The organism is Mesorhizobium sp. SEMIA396 (genome assembly GCF_024518615.1).
Classification (GTDB): domain Bacteria; phylum Pseudomonadota; class Alphaproteobacteria; order Rhizobiales; family Rhizobiaceae; genus Mesorhizobium.
In genome coordinates, this window is the sequence record NZ_JANIFC010000005.1 from 205,534 (window position 1) to 221,859 (window position 16,326).

The window sequence follows — 16,326 nt, forward strand, 5'->3', positions numbered from 1 at the left end:
ACGCTCGTTCTGCATCCGCACGCCGAGGGAGAATGCCGATGCCGTCGAATTCCGCACCGAAGTCGCCGGTCATAAAGACATCGGCCGTCCGCTCGCTCGAACATGAGCGACATGAAGCCCCGAGCGCCGAAGAGGAACTCGAGGAAGGCCTCGAAGACACGTTCCCGGCCAGCGATCCGATATCCATTACCGGAACCGCCATCCCCGGCGCCCCGGCGAAACCGGGCACGGCCAAGACCGTGCCGGGGCGCAAGAAGCGCAAGACGTAGTATTCCATCGGGCCAGGCGGCATCGGCACCTTCTCAATCCCTTTTGACATGCTATTTAAAGCGCTTTGGGAGATGAAAATGCCGACAAAAGCGATCGTTTGGGGCGAGAATGTCCACGAGCAGACCAATGAAGCCGTGCGCGACCTCTATCCCTTGGGCATGCATGGCACCATTGCCGCCGCCCTCAACCAGGACAAGGGCATCGAGGCGACCACCGCCACCTTGCAGGAGCCCGAGCACGGCCTGAGCGAAAAGCGCCTGGCGGCCACCGACGTGCTTTTGTGGTGGGGCCACGCGGCGCATGGCGAGGTCAAGGACGAGATCGTCGAGCGGGTGCAGAAGCGGGTGTGGGAAGGGATGGGCTTGATCGTGCTTCATTCCGGCCACTACTCGAAGATATTCAAGCGGCTGATGGGCACGCCCTGTTCGCTGAAATGGCGCGAGGCGGGCGAGCGCGAGCGCGTCTGGGCGATCAACCGCGGCCACCCGATCGCGCAAGGCATCGGCGAGTGCCTGGAGATCGGCGAGACCGAAATGTATGGCGAGCCCTTCGCCGTGCCGGAGCCGCTGGAGACGGTGTTCGTCTCCTGGTACGAGGGTGGCGAGGTGTTCCGGTCCGGGCTGACCTACCAGCGCGGCGCGGGACGGATCTTCTACTTCTCGCCCGGCCACGAGACCTATCCGATCTATCACAATGAGGGCGTGCAGCAGGTGCTGCGCAACGCCGTGCACTGGGCGCACAACCCGGCGCCGGCATGGTCCGGCATCACCAATGCGTCGAACGTGCCGACGGATGCGGCCAAGGAGAAGATCGTGCAGAAGGGGCTGCGCCTGCATGCCGACGGCGACAAGGGCCTGAGTTGATTCGGGCCTGAGCTGATTGGGGTGTGAGGTGGCTGGGGGCCTGAACTGATGCATCGAATTCTTCTGCTCGGCACCGGCGGCATCGCCGGACATCATGTCGATGAGTTTGCCGGGATTCCCGGCTGCAGCATCGTCGCTTGCGTCGATCAGGTGCCTGGCCGCGCGGCGGCGTTTGCCGCCGTCAGCAAGATCGGCGAATCTTTCGAGAGCCTGGAGGCGGCGATCGCCTGCGGTCAGTTCGATGCCGCCATCAACGCGACGCCGGATGGTGCGCATATGGCAACGACGCTGGCGCTGCTTGCCCAGGGAAAGCATGTGTTTTGCGAAAAGCCGCTGGCGCCGAACCACGCCGACGCGCTTGATATGACCGAAGCGGCCGAGGCTGCAGGGGTGGTCAACATGGTCAACCTGACCTATCGCAACTCACCGGCGATCCATGAAGCGCGGCGCATGGTGCTGGCCGGCGAGATCGGCGTGTTGCGCCATGTCGAGGCAAGCTACCGGCAAAGCTGGCTGGTCAGCCAGTCGTGGGGCGACTGGCGGGTCGAGGACAAATGGCTCTGGCGCTTGTCGAGCCGGCACGGTTCGACCGGTGTGCTGGGCGATGTCGGCATCCATATCCTGGACTTCGCCACCTATGGCGCCGGCCAGGATATCGTCAGCCTGCATGCCGATCTGGTGACGTTTCCGAAGGCCGAGGGCGAGCGCATCGGCGACTATGTGCTGGACGCCAATGACAGCGTGGCAATGACGGCGCGGCTCAGTTCCGGTGCGCTCGCTACGATCGTGGCGAGCCGCTACATGACCGGCCACGCCAACGATCTGTCGCTGGCCCTGCACGGCACCAAGGGCGCCATCAGGGTCGAAACCGACGGCAAGGCATCGAACCTGTCGGCCTGTCTCGGCGGCGATGTCGATCTTCAGCGCTGGCAGATCTTGGCGCTGCCCAGTGTCAAGCGCAATGCGCGACGCTTTGCCGATGCGCTGGATACAGGCCGGAATGGCGATCCGTCGTTCCGGCGTGCCGCGGACATGCAAAAGCTGATCGACGCGGCCTTCGAGAGTTCAGCGGCGAAGCTGCCGGTTTCGGTCGGCTGAAGCTGGCCGGCTTGTGCCGGCCAGACGCGATCTTTGCTGATGTCAAAATGCGCTTGGTACAATCCACGGATTGATGCTGATGCCGAGCCGCGGGCCCTTGCCTTCAGCGGTATTTTGCGTGGCACCCTTCTTCTCGACCGAACCGGTCGAAGCGCAATCGAGCTTCACGTTGGTCCTGGTGTCAACGCAGGCCGCCACCGGCGCATGCTTGACGGGATGGGTGGTGTTGGCGGCGAAGGCCGAGCCCGAAAGTGCCAGCACGGCGGCGAGGGTGAGGAGTGTCTTTTTCATTGTCAGTCTCCGGTTTCCGGGTCGAATTCAATTCGTACCGACGGGTGAATTTCTCTCGTACATGTACGATACGCTGTACATATACGCCCGTCGATCGCGAAGTTCAAGGAAAACCGTACGCGTACAATAAATTTTTGTTAACCAAGAACCCCCAGGTCTGGAGGGGAATACACAAAACCAGGAAACGGCGTTCAGCAGTTGACCGGTGTCTCGGTCAGCGGCGGGACGTTTTGCGTGCTGAGCGTGGCGAGCGTGAAATCGCACATCCGCTTCACGAAGGCCTGCGGATCGCCGAAGGGGTAGAACGGAAAGGTGATGAGCAGCGAGATCGTGCCGTGGCCGACCGCCCACAGCATGGTGGCGATGGCGCGCGGATCGCCCTGCAATTTGCCGGCGGCGACGCAGGCCTCGACCCTGCTGATCAGCACCTTCATAGCAGGGTTGCTCTCCTCCATTTCATTGTAGCCTTCCGGCAGCTTGGTCTTTTCGGTCATGAACACGGTGCGGTATTCGTTGGGATTGCCGAGTCCGAAAGCGGCATATTCGGTCATCACCGCCTGCAAGGCCTCGATCGGATCATCGGATGGATGCTCCTCGATGCGGCGGGCCAGCGTCTCGAACGCATCCTCGGCCAGAGCGAACAGGATGTCCTGCTTGTCGGCGAAGTAGGAATAGACAGACATCGGGGCGTAGCCGACCCGCTTGGCCAATTTGCGGATGGTCAGGCCTTCATAGCCTTCTTCCTGGACGAGCTTGTGCGCGGCCTCGACAAGTTCGGAGCGCAGTTCGGCCTTTTGCTTCTCGCGGCGTGTCTGGACGCTCTGCGGCAAGATCTGGTGCCTTTGGTTGGTTGGTGGCTGGCTAAATTATATACGCTGTACGGAAACGGACAAGGGCACGGGAAGTTCCCAAGCGGTATGCTTCGGATCGTGCCGACGCTTGTCGAGGTTGGCGGCACCCGTGATCAGCACCTTTGCTCCGTCAAAGCGGCCCATCACGCCTCCTTGTCGATCAGCTTCGCGGCAAGGCGCGAAAGCAGCTTTACCGCCTCGCCATAGGTCCGGGCCTTTTCCGGATTGGAGGCGTTGCCGTCCAGCGCCCGCTTGTAGACGCCCTGGCAAATCGCGGCCAGCCGGAAGAAGGAAAAGGCGAGGTAGAACGTCCAGTTGCCGATACCGGTGAGCCCGCGCCGCCGGCAGTAGGCGGCGACGTAGTCCTCCTCGGAGGGCAGGCCGAGTGCGGAACGGTCGACACCGCCCAGGCCGCGAAAGCCGGAAGCGTGCGGCAGCCGCCATTGCATGCATTGATAGGCGATATCGGCGAAGGGGTGGCCTGATGTCGACAATTCCCAGTCGAGCACCGCCAGCACCTTCGGCCGGTCCGGCGCGAAGATCAGATTGTCCAGCCGGTAGTCGCCATGCACCAACGAGATCCGGCCGTCATCGGCGGGCATACGCGTTTCCAACCAGGCAATCAGCCGGTCCATGTCGGCGACTGCGTCAGTCTCCGAGGCGCGGTACTGGCTGGTCCAGCGCGCCAGCTGGCGCTCGAAATAATTTCCCGGCCGCCCGAAATCGCCGAGCCCCACTGTCCCGACATCGATCTCGTGCAGCGCCGCGAGGGTTTCGTTCATGGCATCATATATGGCGGCGCGTTCTTCGTTGTCGCCTGCCTCCGGCAGGGCCGGATCCCAGAAAATGCGGCCGTCGAGGAAATCCATCACGTAGAACATGCGGCCGATGGGCGAGTCTTCCGCCGACAGATGCAGCATGGCAGGCACGGGCACGGCGGTGCCGGCAAGCGCGCTCATCACCCTGAATTCGCGGTCGACCTGATGCGCCGATTTCAGCAATTGCCCCGGCGGCTTGGCGCGCAGCACGTAACGGCCGCTTGCCGCCGTCAAAAGGTAGGTCGGGTTCGATTGGCCGGATTTGAACTTCTCGACTGCCGCAAGTCCGGAAAAGCCCGGTATGTTCGCCTCGAGATAAGGCGCAAGCGCTGCCTGGTCGAGAACGGGATCACTCATGCCGTCTCGGGCTGGCGTTCGATCAAGGTCAGCGTCAGCCAGCGCGCGGTCAGTGCCGGCTTCTTCGAACCCTCGATCTCGATCGTCACGTCATGCGCGGTCTGCACCCAGCCCGACGGCCGAACCTTGACATCGGCCAGCACGAAACGCGTGCGGATGCGCGCGCCGGTCTTCACCGGCGCCAGGAAGCGCAGCGAATCGAAGCCGTGGTTGACGCCCATCTTGCCGTTTTCCAGCGGCGGCATGGTCTCGAAGGTCATCGCCGACAACAGCGACAGCGACAGGAAGCCGTGCGCGATGGTGCCGCCGAACGGCGTTTCGCGCATGGCCCGCTCCGGATCACAGTGGATGAACTGGTGGTCGTCGGTGGCGTCGGCGAACTGGTCGATCATGCGTTGCGTGACAGCCCGCCATGGCGACACGCCAACCTCCTTGCCGACACTGGCCAGAAGCACATCGAGACTGATCGGTTCCACGCTCATGTCCTCCAGTTCACCCCCGGCTTCTGTGGCCGGAAAATGTCATTCCTTGAACAAGGTCAGCCCATGCTGCACCGACTGTCCGCCGTCTATCGGCAGGATGGCGCCGGTGACATAGCTGCCTGCACGGCTGCACAAATAGAGCGTTGCGCCGGCAATGTCATCCGGCGCGCCGATACGGCCGATCGGAACATGGCTGCCGACGTGCCTGGCCTGCTCATCCGTACTGGTGGCGAATGCCGTCATCCGGCTCTGGAAGGGGCCGGGAGCGAAGGCATTGACGGTGATGCGGCGGCCAGCGAACTCGAGCGCAAGGGTGCGGGTCAGATGATGCACGGCTGCCTTGGACGCGGTGTAGGAATAGGCGTCGTCGGCCAGCGGCTGCGTGCCCATCACCGAACCGAGATTGATCACCCTGGCCGGATCGGCGTCCCTGGCGGCGGCATCGAGCAGCGGCAGCAATTCGCGGGTTAGATGGAAGATCGCGGTGACGTTGACGCCAAACACCTTGGCCCATGCCGAATAGGGGAAGCTTTCCAGCGGCGCGCCCCAGGAGACGCCGGCATTGTTGACCAGAATATGCAATTTCCCGGTCCGGGCTTTGACCTCGGCGACGAGTGCGGCAATGCCGGTTTCGCTGGAGACATCGCCGGCGAAGCCTTCGGCCCGGCCGGATGCGCCAAGCTCGTTCAACTCTTCGGCGACCTTGATGCAATCCTCGCCCTTGCGCGACGCGATCATCACGCTGGCGCCGGCCCTGACCAGCCCGGTCGCCGCCATGCGGCCGATGCCGGTCGCGGCACCCGTCACCAGCGCTGTCTTGCCGGCCACCGAAAACAGCTCGTCCAGATAGCTCATCACAATCCTCCGCGCTCGGCATGCGGGCAAACAGTTCGCGTTGACAAGGCTATCCGAAGTACGGTCATCCTTGCCACTGACAAAATGCCTGGCATGCATGAAGGGTTAGCGACCGATGACGGAGATGAATCTCGGCATGACCGAGCGGCTGAAGCCGATCCACGCGCGCGTCGCGGCCATGGTGCGCGACGAGATCATGCCGCTCGACCATGAATTCCTCAGCGAAGTGGGCAAGACAGGCAACCGCTGGGTCTACAGTGCGCGCCAGAGCGAGATCCTCGAAGGGCTGAAAAAGACCGCACGAGAGCGCGGCCTGTGGAACTTCTGGCTGACCGGCTCGGAACGCGGCTACGGCCTTTCCACCGTCGAATATGCCTATCTGGCCGAAGAGATGGGCAAGGCGCATCTCGGCGCCGAGACCTTCAACTGCTCGGCGCCCGACACCGGCAACATGGAGGTGCTGGAGCGGTACGGCTCGGCCGACCTCAAGAAAGCATGGCTCGAGCCACTGCTCGACGGCAAGATCCGCTCGGCCTATCTGATGACCGAGCCGGATGTCGCTTCGTCCGATGCCACCAACATTGCCATGCGCTGCGAACGTCAGGGCGACGACTATGTGCTCAACGGCGAGAAATGGTGGGCTTCGGGCGCAGGCGATCCGCGCTGCGCCATCTACATCGTCATGGTCAGGACCGGCGGCGATGACGAGCCGCAGCACCGCCGTCATTCGATGATCCTGGTGCCATCGGACACAAAAGGCGTGACCAAGGTGCGGGCAATGCAGGTTTATGGCGATGACGACGCGCCGCACGGCCACATGCATCTTCGCTTCGACAATGTGCGGGTACCGGCGTCGAACCTGATCCTCGGCGAAGGCAGGGGGTTCGAGATCGCGCAAGGGCGGCTCGGCCCCGGCCGCATCCATCACTGCATGCGCGCCATCGGACAGGCCGAGATGGCGCTCGAGATGCTGTGCCAGCGTTCCTTGCGCCGCGAGGCCTTCAGCCAGAAGCTGGCAAAGCTCGGCGCCAATTTCGACATCATCGCCGAATGCCGCATGGAGATCGAAATGGCCCGGCTGCTCTGCCTCAAGGCGGCGTGGATGATCGACCAGGGCGACGCCCGCGCCGCGGCCCCCTGGATCAGCCAGATCAAGGTGGTGGCACCCCGCGTCGCGCTCAAGGTCACCGACGAGGCCGTGCAGATGTTCGGCGCGCAAGGCATCAGCCAGGACACGCCGCTGGCGCGGTCGTGGACGCATCTGCGGACCTTGCGCCTTGCCGACGGGCCGGACGCCGTGCATCGCCGTCAGGTGGCGCGCACCGAGCTGAAGAAATACACGCAGGAAAAGGTCTGAGCGCCGGCATCGTCATCCGGCGATGCCGACAGCCCAAGCACGGAGTGTTCCAATGGCCGTCCCCTCCGAAATGAAGGCGCTGCTGCTGGTCGGCGACGGCTACACCAGGACGCCGAGCGGCAGTGTGCTGGAGGCGATGGAGCCGTATCTCGAGCCGGGCAACATCGCGGTGCCGACACCCGGACCGACGCAGGTGTTGATCAAGGTCAACCTCGCCTCGATCAACCCCTCCGACATCGCCTTCGTCAAGGGCCAGTACGGCCAGCCGCGCGCCAAGGGACAGCCGGCGGGCTTCGAGGGCGTCGGCATTGTCGTCGCCAGCGGGGACGAACCCTATCCAAAAGGCCTGATCGGCAAGCGTGTCGCTTTTGCCACGGGCGTCACCAATTGGGGCTCTTGGGCCGACTATGCCGTAGCCGAGGCCGATGTTTGCATCCCGCTGCTCGACACCGTTCGCGACGAGGATGGCGCGGCGATGATCGTCAACCCGCTCACCGCGCTCGCCATGTTCGACGTCGTCAAGAAGGAAGGCGGAAAGGCCTTTATGATGACCGCCGGCGCCAGCCAGCTCTGCAAGCTGATCATTGGCCTGGCCAACGGAGAGGGCTTCCGGCCGATCGTCACCGTGCGCCGCGACGACCAGATCGCGGCGCTGAAAGCGCTCGGCGCGGCGCACGTCCTCAACGAAAAGGCGCCGGATTTCAAGGCGGCGCTACGCGAGGTGGTGAAGGCTGAGCAGCCGCGCATCTTTCTCGACGCGGTGACCGGGCCGCTGGCTTCCGCCATCTTCGACATTATGCCGAAGCGGTCGCGCTGGATCATCTACGGGAAGCTCGATCCCGAAGCCACTGTTATCCGCGAGCCCGGCCAACTGATCTTCCAGCACAAGCGTATCGAAGGTTTTTGGCTGAGCGAGTGGATGCGCCAGTTCCAGGATCGCCGCGGCCCGGCGATCCTGGAAGCGCAGAAGCGTTTTTCCGACGGGCGCTGGTCGACCGACGTGACAGCGGTGGTGCCGCTTGCCGAGGCCATGACGCGGGTGCCGGCGGAACTGGCCAAGCCGAACGGCAAGGTGTTCATCCGGCCTTAGGCCAATTCGAAAGGTTCGAGAAGCTTGGACGCGAGGGGGCCTCGGAGTGCTTTGCGTCAGAGATCGCCGGTTATCCGCCGCCTCGGGACCGTCAGGCCGATACCCGCGTCCATCAAGCCCCCTATGCCATGCCGCTGCGTCCGTGATATGCCGCCGCCATCGAATGCCGGGACAGGCTGGACCGAGCTTGTTCCGGGATTGTGTGGGGTGCCTTGATGACGATTTCCAAGCCGGTTTTCGACCGTTTGGGGTTTGGCCTGTGGATCGGAGCGTTCCTGGTCGTTCTTGCCATGGTCCTGCGGTCGCCGTACACGCGGACGGTATGGAAGGCCTATATAGACGGCAGCGAGGCGCTTCTGGCCGGTCTGCCGCTCTACGACACCCAATCCGAGATGGGGTATCTCTACGCGCCGGCCTTTGCCGCGCTCTACACTCCGATAGTCAAGCTCGGTCCGCATCTGGGCGGCGTGGTGTGGCACTCCCTCGGGTTTGCGGTGCTGACCTATGCCGCGATGCGGCAGGTGCGCAAGCTCGGTGGTGGCGAGTTGATGTGGCTGCTTTCTTTCGGCCTCTTCCTCGCTTTGCCGATGGCGCTCGGCGCGATCCGCAACGGTCAGGCGACGATCCTTTTGACCGCCGCTTGCTGGCTTCTCACATTGTCGGCGCTGGAAGGGCGACGGGCGGAGACGTTCTTCTGGGCTTCGCTTGCCATCATCGCCAAGCCGACCGCGATCATAATGCTGTTGTTGGTAGGAGCCCTTCGGCTTCGGTTGATACCGGTGCTGGTGCTGGCGGTGCTGTTCGTGCTCGCACTGCCTTACGCTTTTGCTCCCGCCGGCTATCTCAACGATCAGTATCGTGTCTTCGCCCAGATGTTGACCTCCATGGCCGTCGACAATACCAGCCATTTCGTGTCCACCGATTTCACGGCACCGTTCACCACGATAGGGCTGCCGATACCGGAATTCGGCGCAACGATCGTGCGCATGGTCATGGCCCTCCTTACGCTTTCAGCCGTCATCTGGTTCGACCGCAGGCTCGAAGGGGGAAAGGCAGCGCTGGCGATCTTCCTGACGGCCACTTTCTACATGTGCGTCTTCAACCCGCGCGTCGAGCCCAACACCTTTGCCATGATCGCGGTACCAGCCGGTCTTGCCATCGCCCTGTTGTGGCGCGAAGAACGAGGCGGCGTCCTCGCCTCGGTGCTGTCGATGACGCTGTTCGTGACCGGGCTGAGCGGCGTCGAGCGCCATGTGCACGATTTCCTCTTCCCCTGGTTCCGGCCGGTGGCCGTCACTTTCATCGCCGGTTCGCTGATCTGGTGGTTCTGGGCCAAGGCACGGGAAAAGGTGGTGAATGCGGGAGTCGCGAATGGCTGAGTTGCGACAGAGCCTCGATATCGTTGCGCCATTCTTCAACGAGGCGGCTTCGGCATCGGCCTTCGCGCGCCTGCTCGGCGAGCTCGAAGCGGCCGTGGCACAGCGCTTCGGCATGACCGTGCACAAGATCCTGGTCGATGACGGCAGCCGTGACGACGGCGCCGGACGATTTTCGCAGGCGCTGACGGGATCGTGGGAGATCGTCCGCCTCAGCCGCAATTTCGGCAAGGAAGTCGCTGTGCTCGCCGGCCTCGACCAGTCGCGCGGCGACATGGTGCTGATCATGGACGCCGACCTCCAGCATTCCCTGGACATCAGCCTGAAGCTGATCGCCGAGCTGGTGAACCATCCCGACATCGACGTCGTCTATGCCCAGAACGACCGCCGCGAGGCGAGTTGGCGGCGCAGCCAGCTTGCACGGCTTTTCTACAGCCTGATCAACAGCAGCCAGCGTTTCGACATTCCTGAAAATGCCGGCGACTTTCGCGTCATGCGCGGCGCCGTGGCGCGCGCACTGACCAGCCTGCGTGACAAGCGTCGCTTCAACAAGGGCCTGTTTGCCTGGGCGGGCTTTCGCCAGAAAGCATTGCCCTATTCGCCGGAAGGCCGCGCCAGTGGCACATCGAAATGGAGCCGGCTCAACCTGATCGCCTTCTCGCTCGAAGGGTTCACCTCGTTCTCCGTCATTCCGCTGCGCCTGATCAGTCTTAGCGGGCTGCTCGCGGCGTTGGCCGGCGCGCTCTATGGTGCAAAGGTGTTCTTCGAGGTGATCTTCTACGGCATTGCCGTTCCGGGCTACCCCAGCCTGCTGGTTGCCGTCGTTCTGCTCGGCGGCCTCAACCTGACCCTGCTTGGCCTGATCGGCGAATATGTCTGGGTGACGCTCAGCGAGAGCAAGGATCGGCCGGTCTATCTCGTGCGCGATGTCGTGCGCAGCGATGCCTCCGCCGACCGGCCGGAGCCGGGCTCTTCGAACAGATGACGCGGCGCATTCGCCTGATCGCCGACGATTACGGCCTGGCGCCTGGCGTTTCCGCCGGGATTCTCGATCTTCTCGATCGGGGGCGCCTGACCGGCACCAGCTGCATGACCGGCTTTCCCGAGTGGGCAAAGGAGGCAGAGCGCATAAAACCGCTGTGCGGCCGGGCTGCGGTTGGGCTGCACCTCACCTTGACCGACCAGTTGGCCGTCACCGGCCGGTCGGCCCTGGCGCCGGAAGGCCGGCTGCCACCGCTCCGCGCACTGGCCTTGCCTGTTCTGCGCGGCCGCATCGGCGCCCGCCATGTCCATGCCGAGCTTGACGCCCAGTACAGCCGCTTCGTCGAGGCGCTTGGCCGCCGCCCCGATTTCGTCGACGGGCATCAGCATGTGCATTTCCTTCCCGTCGTGCGCACATGGCTGTGCGCACGGTTTCCAGAAGGCGCCGACAGGCCGGCCCTGCGCGGCGCCCCGACGCTGGCCGCGGGAGCGAAAGTCGCTGCGATTGCCGCGCTCGCCGCCGGGTTCAACCGCTCGATGCAGCGCGCGGGCTTCACCGTTTTCCAGCCGCTCGCCGGCATCTATGACTGGCGGCAACCGGAAAAGTTCGCTGCGGTTCTGCAGGCCGCCGTCGAAGGGTTGCCAGAGCGAGGGCTGTTCATGTGTCATCCCGGCCATGTCGACGAGACGCTGCGCGCGCGCGACATGATGCAAGGTGTGCGCGAGGTCGAATTCGCGGCCCTCGCATCGGACGCGTTCGGAGCCAGCCTGGCCCGCGCCGGCGTCGAGATCTTGGACGGCAAGAGATGAGCGACGCCGATCGGCCCCAGCGTTCGGCCGGCAGCAAGATCGTCCGCTTCGCCATTGTCGGACTGGCGAACACGGCCATCGACCTTGCCAGCTTTTTCCTGCTGCTCAAGCTCGGGGTTCCGCCGGTGCCGGCCAACATCGCTGCCTGGTTCGTCGCCGTCACCTTTTCCTTCGCGGCGAACGGCTTGTGGTCGTTCGAGCGCAATCGAGCCATCCGTTTGCATGACGCGTTCCTTCGTTTCGCCACGCTTGGAGCGCTGATTTCGCTCGGTGTCTCCAGCCTCTCGATCGCGCTGTTCGCCGGCATCATCGGGGTGTGGCCGGCGAAAATCGGCGGCGTCGTGGTGGCGGCGGTGCTGAATTTCCTCGCCGCGCGCTGGTCGATCGAAGGCCGGTTCTTGAGATAGGCGGAATTATTTTTCTTACGAAATTCCGGACGAAGAACCGCTACACACTTTTCCTGGGATTTCTATTCAGCCGGCTCCACATTGGTGTAGGCGGCTTCCTCCAACTCGCGCTTCAGTCGGGCTTCCTCGTGGGTCTTCGGCGTGACGAAGCGGCCAAGCAGGAGATAGGCGACCGGCGTCAGGAACAGCGTCGAGACGGTGGCCAGCCCCAGGCCGCCGACGATGACCCAGCCGAGCGCGACGCGCGCCTCGGCACCGGCGCCGCTCGCCAGCACCAGCGGCAGGCCGCCGAGCACGGTGCAGATCATCGTCATCATCACCGGCCGCACGCGGATGATCGAGGCCTGTTCGATCGCCTCGCGCACGCCAAGCCCGCGGTCGCGCAACTGGTTGGCGAATTCGACGATCAGGATGCCGTTCTTGGCCATGACGCCGACCAAAAGCACCAGGCCGATCTGGCTGTAGGCGTTGAGACTGGTGCCCGAGAGGAGAAGCGCGAAAATCGCACAGGCCAGCCCTAGCGGCACCGTCGCCATGATGATGACGGCGCTGACAAAACTTTCGAACTGGGCGGCCAGCACCAAAAGGATGATGACCAGCGCGAAGCCGAAAATGGTGACCATGGCGCTGTTGGTCTCGCCCAGCGTCGCCGCCTCGGCCAGCGGCAGGATGCGGCTGCCTGGCGGCAGCAGCGGCGTGGCGATTTGCTCGGCGCGGGTGAGCGCATCGCCAAGCGCGAAGTCGCCGCTGAGGTTGGACGTGATCGCCACAGAGGGCTGCTGCTGTTCGCGCGACAGCGACGGCGGCACGGCGCGTTCGGTCAGCGTGGCGATGGTCGACATCGGCACGAAACGTCCGTCGGCTGTTTTCAGGAAGATGTTCTCCAGATCCGTCGGATCGTTGATCGGATTGGTGGTCGAGACCAGCTTCACGCCGTAGCTGCGGTCGGCGATGTAGACGTCGACGACGTCGTTGCCGTCGAGCATGGCCTGCAGGGTGTTGGCCAGTCCCGATATGTCGATGCCGAGGTCAGAGGCGCGCTCGCGGTCGATGGCCACGGCGAGTTGCGGCTGCGTCGGGTCGATGGACAGGCGCGGTGTCTGGAAGCGCGGGTCCTTCTGCATCTCGGCGATGATCTTCACGGCGGCATCGCCGAGCGCCTTGCGGTCGTTGCCGACCAGCGCGAACTGCAGGCCGTTGCCGGCGCCGCGGATACCGAGGCTGTTGGGCTGGACCGGGAAGATGCGCACGCTCGGCACCTGCCTGGTCAGCTGGCTGATCTCGGCCATGATCTCCTGCTGGCTGCGGCTGCGCTCGTTCCACGGCGCCAGCGTCATCACCATGAAGCCGGAGTTGTAGGAGCCGTTCTGGCCGGCGTTCTCGAAAGTGCTGCGGATCTCGCCGGAATCGCGCATCGGCTGGATCAGTCTCTCGATCTTCTGCATCTGCTGCGTTGTGTAGTCGAGGCTGACGCCTTGCGGGGCGCTGATGCGCAGAAGCACGGCAGCGCGGTCCTCGGTCGGCGTCAGCTCCTGGCGGATGGTGCCGAACAGCGTGAAGGCGGTGCCGGCGAACAGCACCGCGACCAGAAGCACGATCCATGGCGCGTCGAGGCAGGCGTGCAGGCTGCGCTTGTAAGCCGTATTGAGCGCGCCGCCGATGCGGGCGCCGATGCCATGGCCACCTTCGTGGTGGAGCGATGCGCCGGTCAGCATGCGCGAGGCGAGCATCGGGCACAGCGTCAACGCGACCACGCAGGACAAGAGCACCGACATGGCAAGCACGAAGCCGAATTCGCGGAACAAGCCGCCAGTCTGGCCGGGCAGGAACGAAATCGGCACGAAGACGGCGACCAGCGTCAAGGTGGTGGCAATAACGGCAAAGAACACTTCCTGCGCGCCAAGCACAGCGGCCGCACGCGGTCCCATGCCTTCGTTGCGTCGTCGCACAATGTTTTCGAGCACGACGATGGCGTCGTCGACGACCAGGCCGGTCGCCAGCACCAGCGCGAGCAGGGTCAGGATGTTGACCGAGAAGCCGGCCAGATAGATGGCGGCGATGGTGCCGATCATGGCGACCGGCATCGCCAGGCCGGGGATCAGCGTCGCGCGCCAGTCTAGGAGAAACACATAGATGACGATCAGCACCATGGTGACGGACAGGCCGAGCGCGATCTCGACCTCGTGCACCGCGCCCTTGACGAAGACCGCGTCGTCGCTGGTGATCTTGATCGACATGCCCTTGGGCAGGTTTTCCTGCAGCTTGGCGACGGCGGACTGGACGCCGGTCGAGATGTCCAACGTGTTCGATTCCGCCTGGCGGATGATGCCGATGCCGATGCCGGTCTTGCCATCCGAGCGCAATGTGGTCTGGCCAACGTCGGGGCCGAGTGTGACGGTGGCGACATCGCGGATGCGCGTCGTGCCGCCGATGATGATGTTTTCGAACTCTCCCGGCGTGGTGACGTCGGCAGTCGTGCGGACGATCAGGTCCTGGTTGGTCGTGGTGATCGAACCTGCGGGGGAATCGAAGGCGACCGAGGCAAGGGCGGCCCTGAGGTCGGCAACCGTGAAGCCGAGGCTGGCCAGCTTGTTCTGATCGACGTCGATGCGGAAGATCTTGTCGCGGTCGCCATAGACCTGGACGTCGGCAACGCCGGGCACGGCGGCCAACTCGTCCTCGATCTGGTCCTGGACCACCACGGTCATGTCCTGGATCGACATGTTGTCCGAGGTCACCGCCAGCCGCATCACCGGGTCGGAATTGGCGTCGGCCTTGACGATGCGCGGCGGATCGGCGGTGTCCGGCATCTGGTTGGCGACGCGGCCGACGGCATCACGCACGTCCGAGGCGGCGACATTCAGATCGACGCCATCGTTGAACTCGATGGTGACGCGGCTTGAGCCGAATGAGGAAGACGACGAGATCGACTTGACGCCGGAGACGCGGGCGACGGCGCCCTCGATGGTGTCGGTCAGCTCGCGATCGACGGTCTCGGCCGCCGCGCCCTCGAAGGTGGTGGAAACGGTGACGACCGCGCGATCGACATCAGGCAGTTCGCGGATCTCGACGCCGTAGAAGGCGGCCAGGCCGGCGACCGCAATCAGTGTGTTCAGCACGAAGGCCATCACCGGCCTGCGGATGAACAGGGCGGTGAAGCCGGTCTCGCTGGCAGTGTTGGCGGGGCTGGTCATGTGCCTGCGGCGGCGTCCGCGGCGCGCTGCTCTTCACCTGCAAGGCGGACCGCGCCGCCCTCGCTGACGCTCTGGGTGCCCTCTGTGACCACCATGTCGCCATTGTCGATCTCGGCGTCGATCAGCACGGTCTCGGTGTTGCGCTGTATGATGCGCACCGGGACCCGCCTGGCCTTGCCATCCTCGATCTGCCAGACATAGGCGCCGTCCGACCCCCACAGGATCGCCAGCGGGCTGACGGCCGGATAGATTTGCCCCGGAAATTTCATGGTGATGCCGAACGACATGCCGGCGCGCAACGAATCCGCAGGGTTGGCGATCTTGGCCTTGACCAGCAGGGTGCGGCTCTTTTCATCGATGTGGTTGTCGATGGCCGAAACGGTGCCGCTATAAGCGTTGCTGGGATTGGCGATCGGCGTCGCCGTCAATTGTGCGCCGACCTTGACGGCGGCAGCGAAGCGCTCGGGCACTAGGAAATCGACCAGGATTGAGGACCGGTCGTCGAGCGTGGCGATGGCCGACTGGTTGGTGACATAATTGCCGGCCGAGATCGGCAGGATGCCGACGGTGCCAGCGATCGGTGCCAGTATCGACCGGCGCTGCAGCGCCAGTTCCGCATCCTGAAGCGCCAGCTTGGCGCCGGCCAAGACCACTTCGGCATCGGCCACTGCGACTGGTGTCGCGGCATTGGAGGCACGAAGCGACCTGACGCGGTCGAGTTTGGCCTGCGCATCCTGCAAGGCGAGCTTGGCGCGGTCCTGAGAGATCACTTCGGTCTCGGAATCCAGGGTGGCGAGGATCTGTCCCTTATCGACATGGCTGCCGGATTCGACCAGCAGTTCGGCGAGGCGGCCGGAGCTGTAGGGATTGACGGTCACCGAGGCGTTGGCACGGCCGGTGCCGATTGCCTGCAGGCGGTCGTTGATAACAGCCGAAGTGGCCGCAAGGGCGACCACGTTCACCCGCTGGTTGCCGCCATTACGGCCGTTTGCCTGCTTCGCGTTGGCGGTGCCGGTCTCAGCCGGGGGCGTTGCCGCGGAGGCCCAGTCGATGCCCCAGCGTGCCAGCACGTCCGGCGCGCCGGGATAAAAGCGCAGCCAGGCGGCTGCCGCCACCACCAGCACCACAAGTGCAAAAAGTATCTGTTTCCAGGCGGCCATCGGCACTCCGGTTGGTAAAACAATCCTTCCGTCTACCGGTTTCCCGAATGAAGCAGACGCAGCGAG

Annotated in this window: 16 protein-coding genes; 9 read left to right on the forward strand and 7 right to left on the reverse strand. The window is 64.2% G+C overall.

What is annotated here, in order from left to right; genetic code table 11:
* Positions 1-38: 38 nt before the first annotated feature.
* From NP503_RS14855 to NP503_RS14865, 3 genes are all read left to right on the forward strand, one after another.
* Entirely contained in the window at positions 39-269 is a 231-nt protein-coding gene (locus NP503_RS14855) for a hypothetical protein (RefSeq protein ID WP_127271190.1), read from the forward strand.
* 78 nt (positions 270-347) lie between these two features.
* The gene (locus NP503_RS14860) at positions 348-1,133 is read left to right on the forward strand and encodes a ThuA domain-containing protein (protein ID WP_127271192.1); all 786 of its coding nucleotides are present in this window, start codon (positions 348-350) and stop codon (positions 1,131-1,133) included.
* Positions 1,134-1,181: 48 nt separating this feature from the next.
* Positions 1,182-2,231 (forward strand): Gfo/Idh/MocA family protein, encoded by a 1,050-nt coding sequence (locus NP503_RS14865; RefSeq protein WP_127271394.1) that lies wholly within the window; start codon positions 1,182-1,184, stop codon positions 2,229-2,231.
* 42 nt (positions 2,232-2,273) lie between these two features.
* On the opposite strand, the gene NP503_RS14870 is transcribed toward NP503_RS14865, so the two are convergent.
* From NP503_RS14870 to NP503_RS14890, 5 genes are all read right to left on the reverse strand, one after another.
* Complete coding sequence (locus tag NP503_RS14870; protein ID WP_127268964.1) at positions 2,274-2,522, reverse strand: DUF680 domain-containing protein; 249 nt, start codon at positions 2,520-2,522, stop codon at positions 2,274-2,276.
* A 191-nt stretch (positions 2,523-2,713) separates the two neighbouring features.
* Positions 2,714-3,352 (reverse strand): TetR/AcrR family transcriptional regulator, encoded by a 639-nt coding sequence (locus NP503_RS14875; protein WP_127268963.1) that lies wholly within the window; start codon positions 3,350-3,352, stop codon positions 2,714-2,716.
* A gap of 164 nt (positions 3,353-3,516) precedes the next feature.
* Positions 3,517-4,548 (reverse strand): phosphotransferase family protein, encoded by a 1,032-nt coding sequence (locus tag NP503_RS14880; RefSeq protein ID WP_127268961.1) that lies wholly within the window; start codon positions 4,546-4,548, stop codon positions 3,517-3,519.
* On the reverse strand, positions 4,545-5,030 hold the full coding sequence (locus tag NP503_RS14885) for a MaoC family dehydratase (RefSeq protein WP_023810115.1): 486 nt from the start codon (positions 5,028-5,030) through the stop codon (positions 4,545-4,547). The genes NP503_RS14880 and NP503_RS14885 overlap by 4 nt, the downstream gene beginning before the upstream one ends.
* Before the next feature lie 39 nt (positions 5,031-5,069).
* Entirely contained in the window at positions 5,070-5,885 is an 816-nt protein-coding gene (locus NP503_RS14890; RefSeq protein WP_127268960.1) for an SDR family oxidoreductase, read from the reverse strand.
* Positions 5,886-6,000: 115 nt separating this feature from the next.
* Between NP503_RS14890 and NP503_RS14895 the strand changes: the two genes are divergently transcribed.
* From NP503_RS14895 to NP503_RS14920, 6 genes are all read left to right on the forward strand, one after another.
* Positions 6,001-7,242: an acyl-CoA dehydrogenase family protein gene (locus NP503_RS14895; RefSeq protein WP_127268959.1), complete on the forward strand. Its 1,242-nt coding sequence runs from the start codon at positions 6,001-6,003 to the stop codon at positions 7,240-7,242.
* 52 nt (positions 7,243-7,294) lie between these two features.
* Positions 7,295-8,332: a zinc-binding dehydrogenase gene (locus tag NP503_RS14900; RefSeq protein ID WP_127271398.1), complete on the forward strand. Its 1,038-nt coding sequence runs from the start codon at positions 7,295-7,297 to the stop codon at positions 8,330-8,332.
* Positions 8,333-8,547: 215 nt separating this feature from the next.
* Positions 8,548-9,711 (forward strand): glycosyltransferase 87 family protein, encoded by a 1,164-nt coding sequence (locus tag NP503_RS14905; protein WP_127269057.1) that lies wholly within the window; start codon positions 8,548-8,550, stop codon positions 9,709-9,711.
* On the forward strand, positions 9,704-10,693 hold the full coding sequence (locus tag NP503_RS14910) for a glycosyltransferase family 2 protein (protein ID WP_127269058.1): 990 nt from the start codon (positions 9,704-9,706) through the stop codon (positions 10,691-10,693). The genes NP503_RS14905 and NP503_RS14910 overlap by 8 nt, the downstream gene beginning before the upstream one ends.
* Positions 10,690-11,499 (forward strand): ChbG/HpnK family deacetylase, encoded by an 810-nt coding sequence (locus tag NP503_RS14915; RefSeq protein WP_127269059.1) that lies wholly within the window; start codon positions 10,690-10,692, stop codon positions 11,497-11,499. The genes NP503_RS14910 and NP503_RS14915 overlap by 4 nt, the downstream gene beginning before the upstream one ends.
* Positions 11,496-11,906, forward strand: a complete 411-nt coding sequence (locus NP503_RS14920; RefSeq protein WP_127269060.1) for a GtrA family protein — start codon at positions 11,496-11,498, stop codon at positions 11,904-11,906. Before NP503_RS14915 ends, NP503_RS14920 begins: the two co-directional genes overlap by 4 nt.
* A 62-nt stretch (positions 11,907-11,968) precedes the next feature.
* Here NP503_RS14920 and NP503_RS14925 read toward each other — a convergent pair whose 3' ends face one another.
* Both NP503_RS14925 and NP503_RS14930 read right to left on the reverse strand, forming a co-directional pair.
* Positions 11,969-15,100 carry an efflux RND transporter permease subunit gene (locus NP503_RS14925; RefSeq protein WP_127271403.1) on the reverse strand — a complete coding sequence of 1,044 codons (3,132 nt, stop codon included), beginning with the start codon at positions 15,098-15,100 and terminating at the stop codon, positions 11,969-11,971.
* Entirely contained in the window at positions 15,097-16,260 is a 1,164-nt protein-coding gene (locus NP503_RS14930) for an efflux RND transporter periplasmic adaptor subunit (RefSeq protein WP_127271405.1), read from the reverse strand. Before NP503_RS14930 ends, NP503_RS14925 begins: the two co-directional genes overlap by 4 nt.
* Positions 16,261-16,326 lie beyond the last annotated feature (66 nt).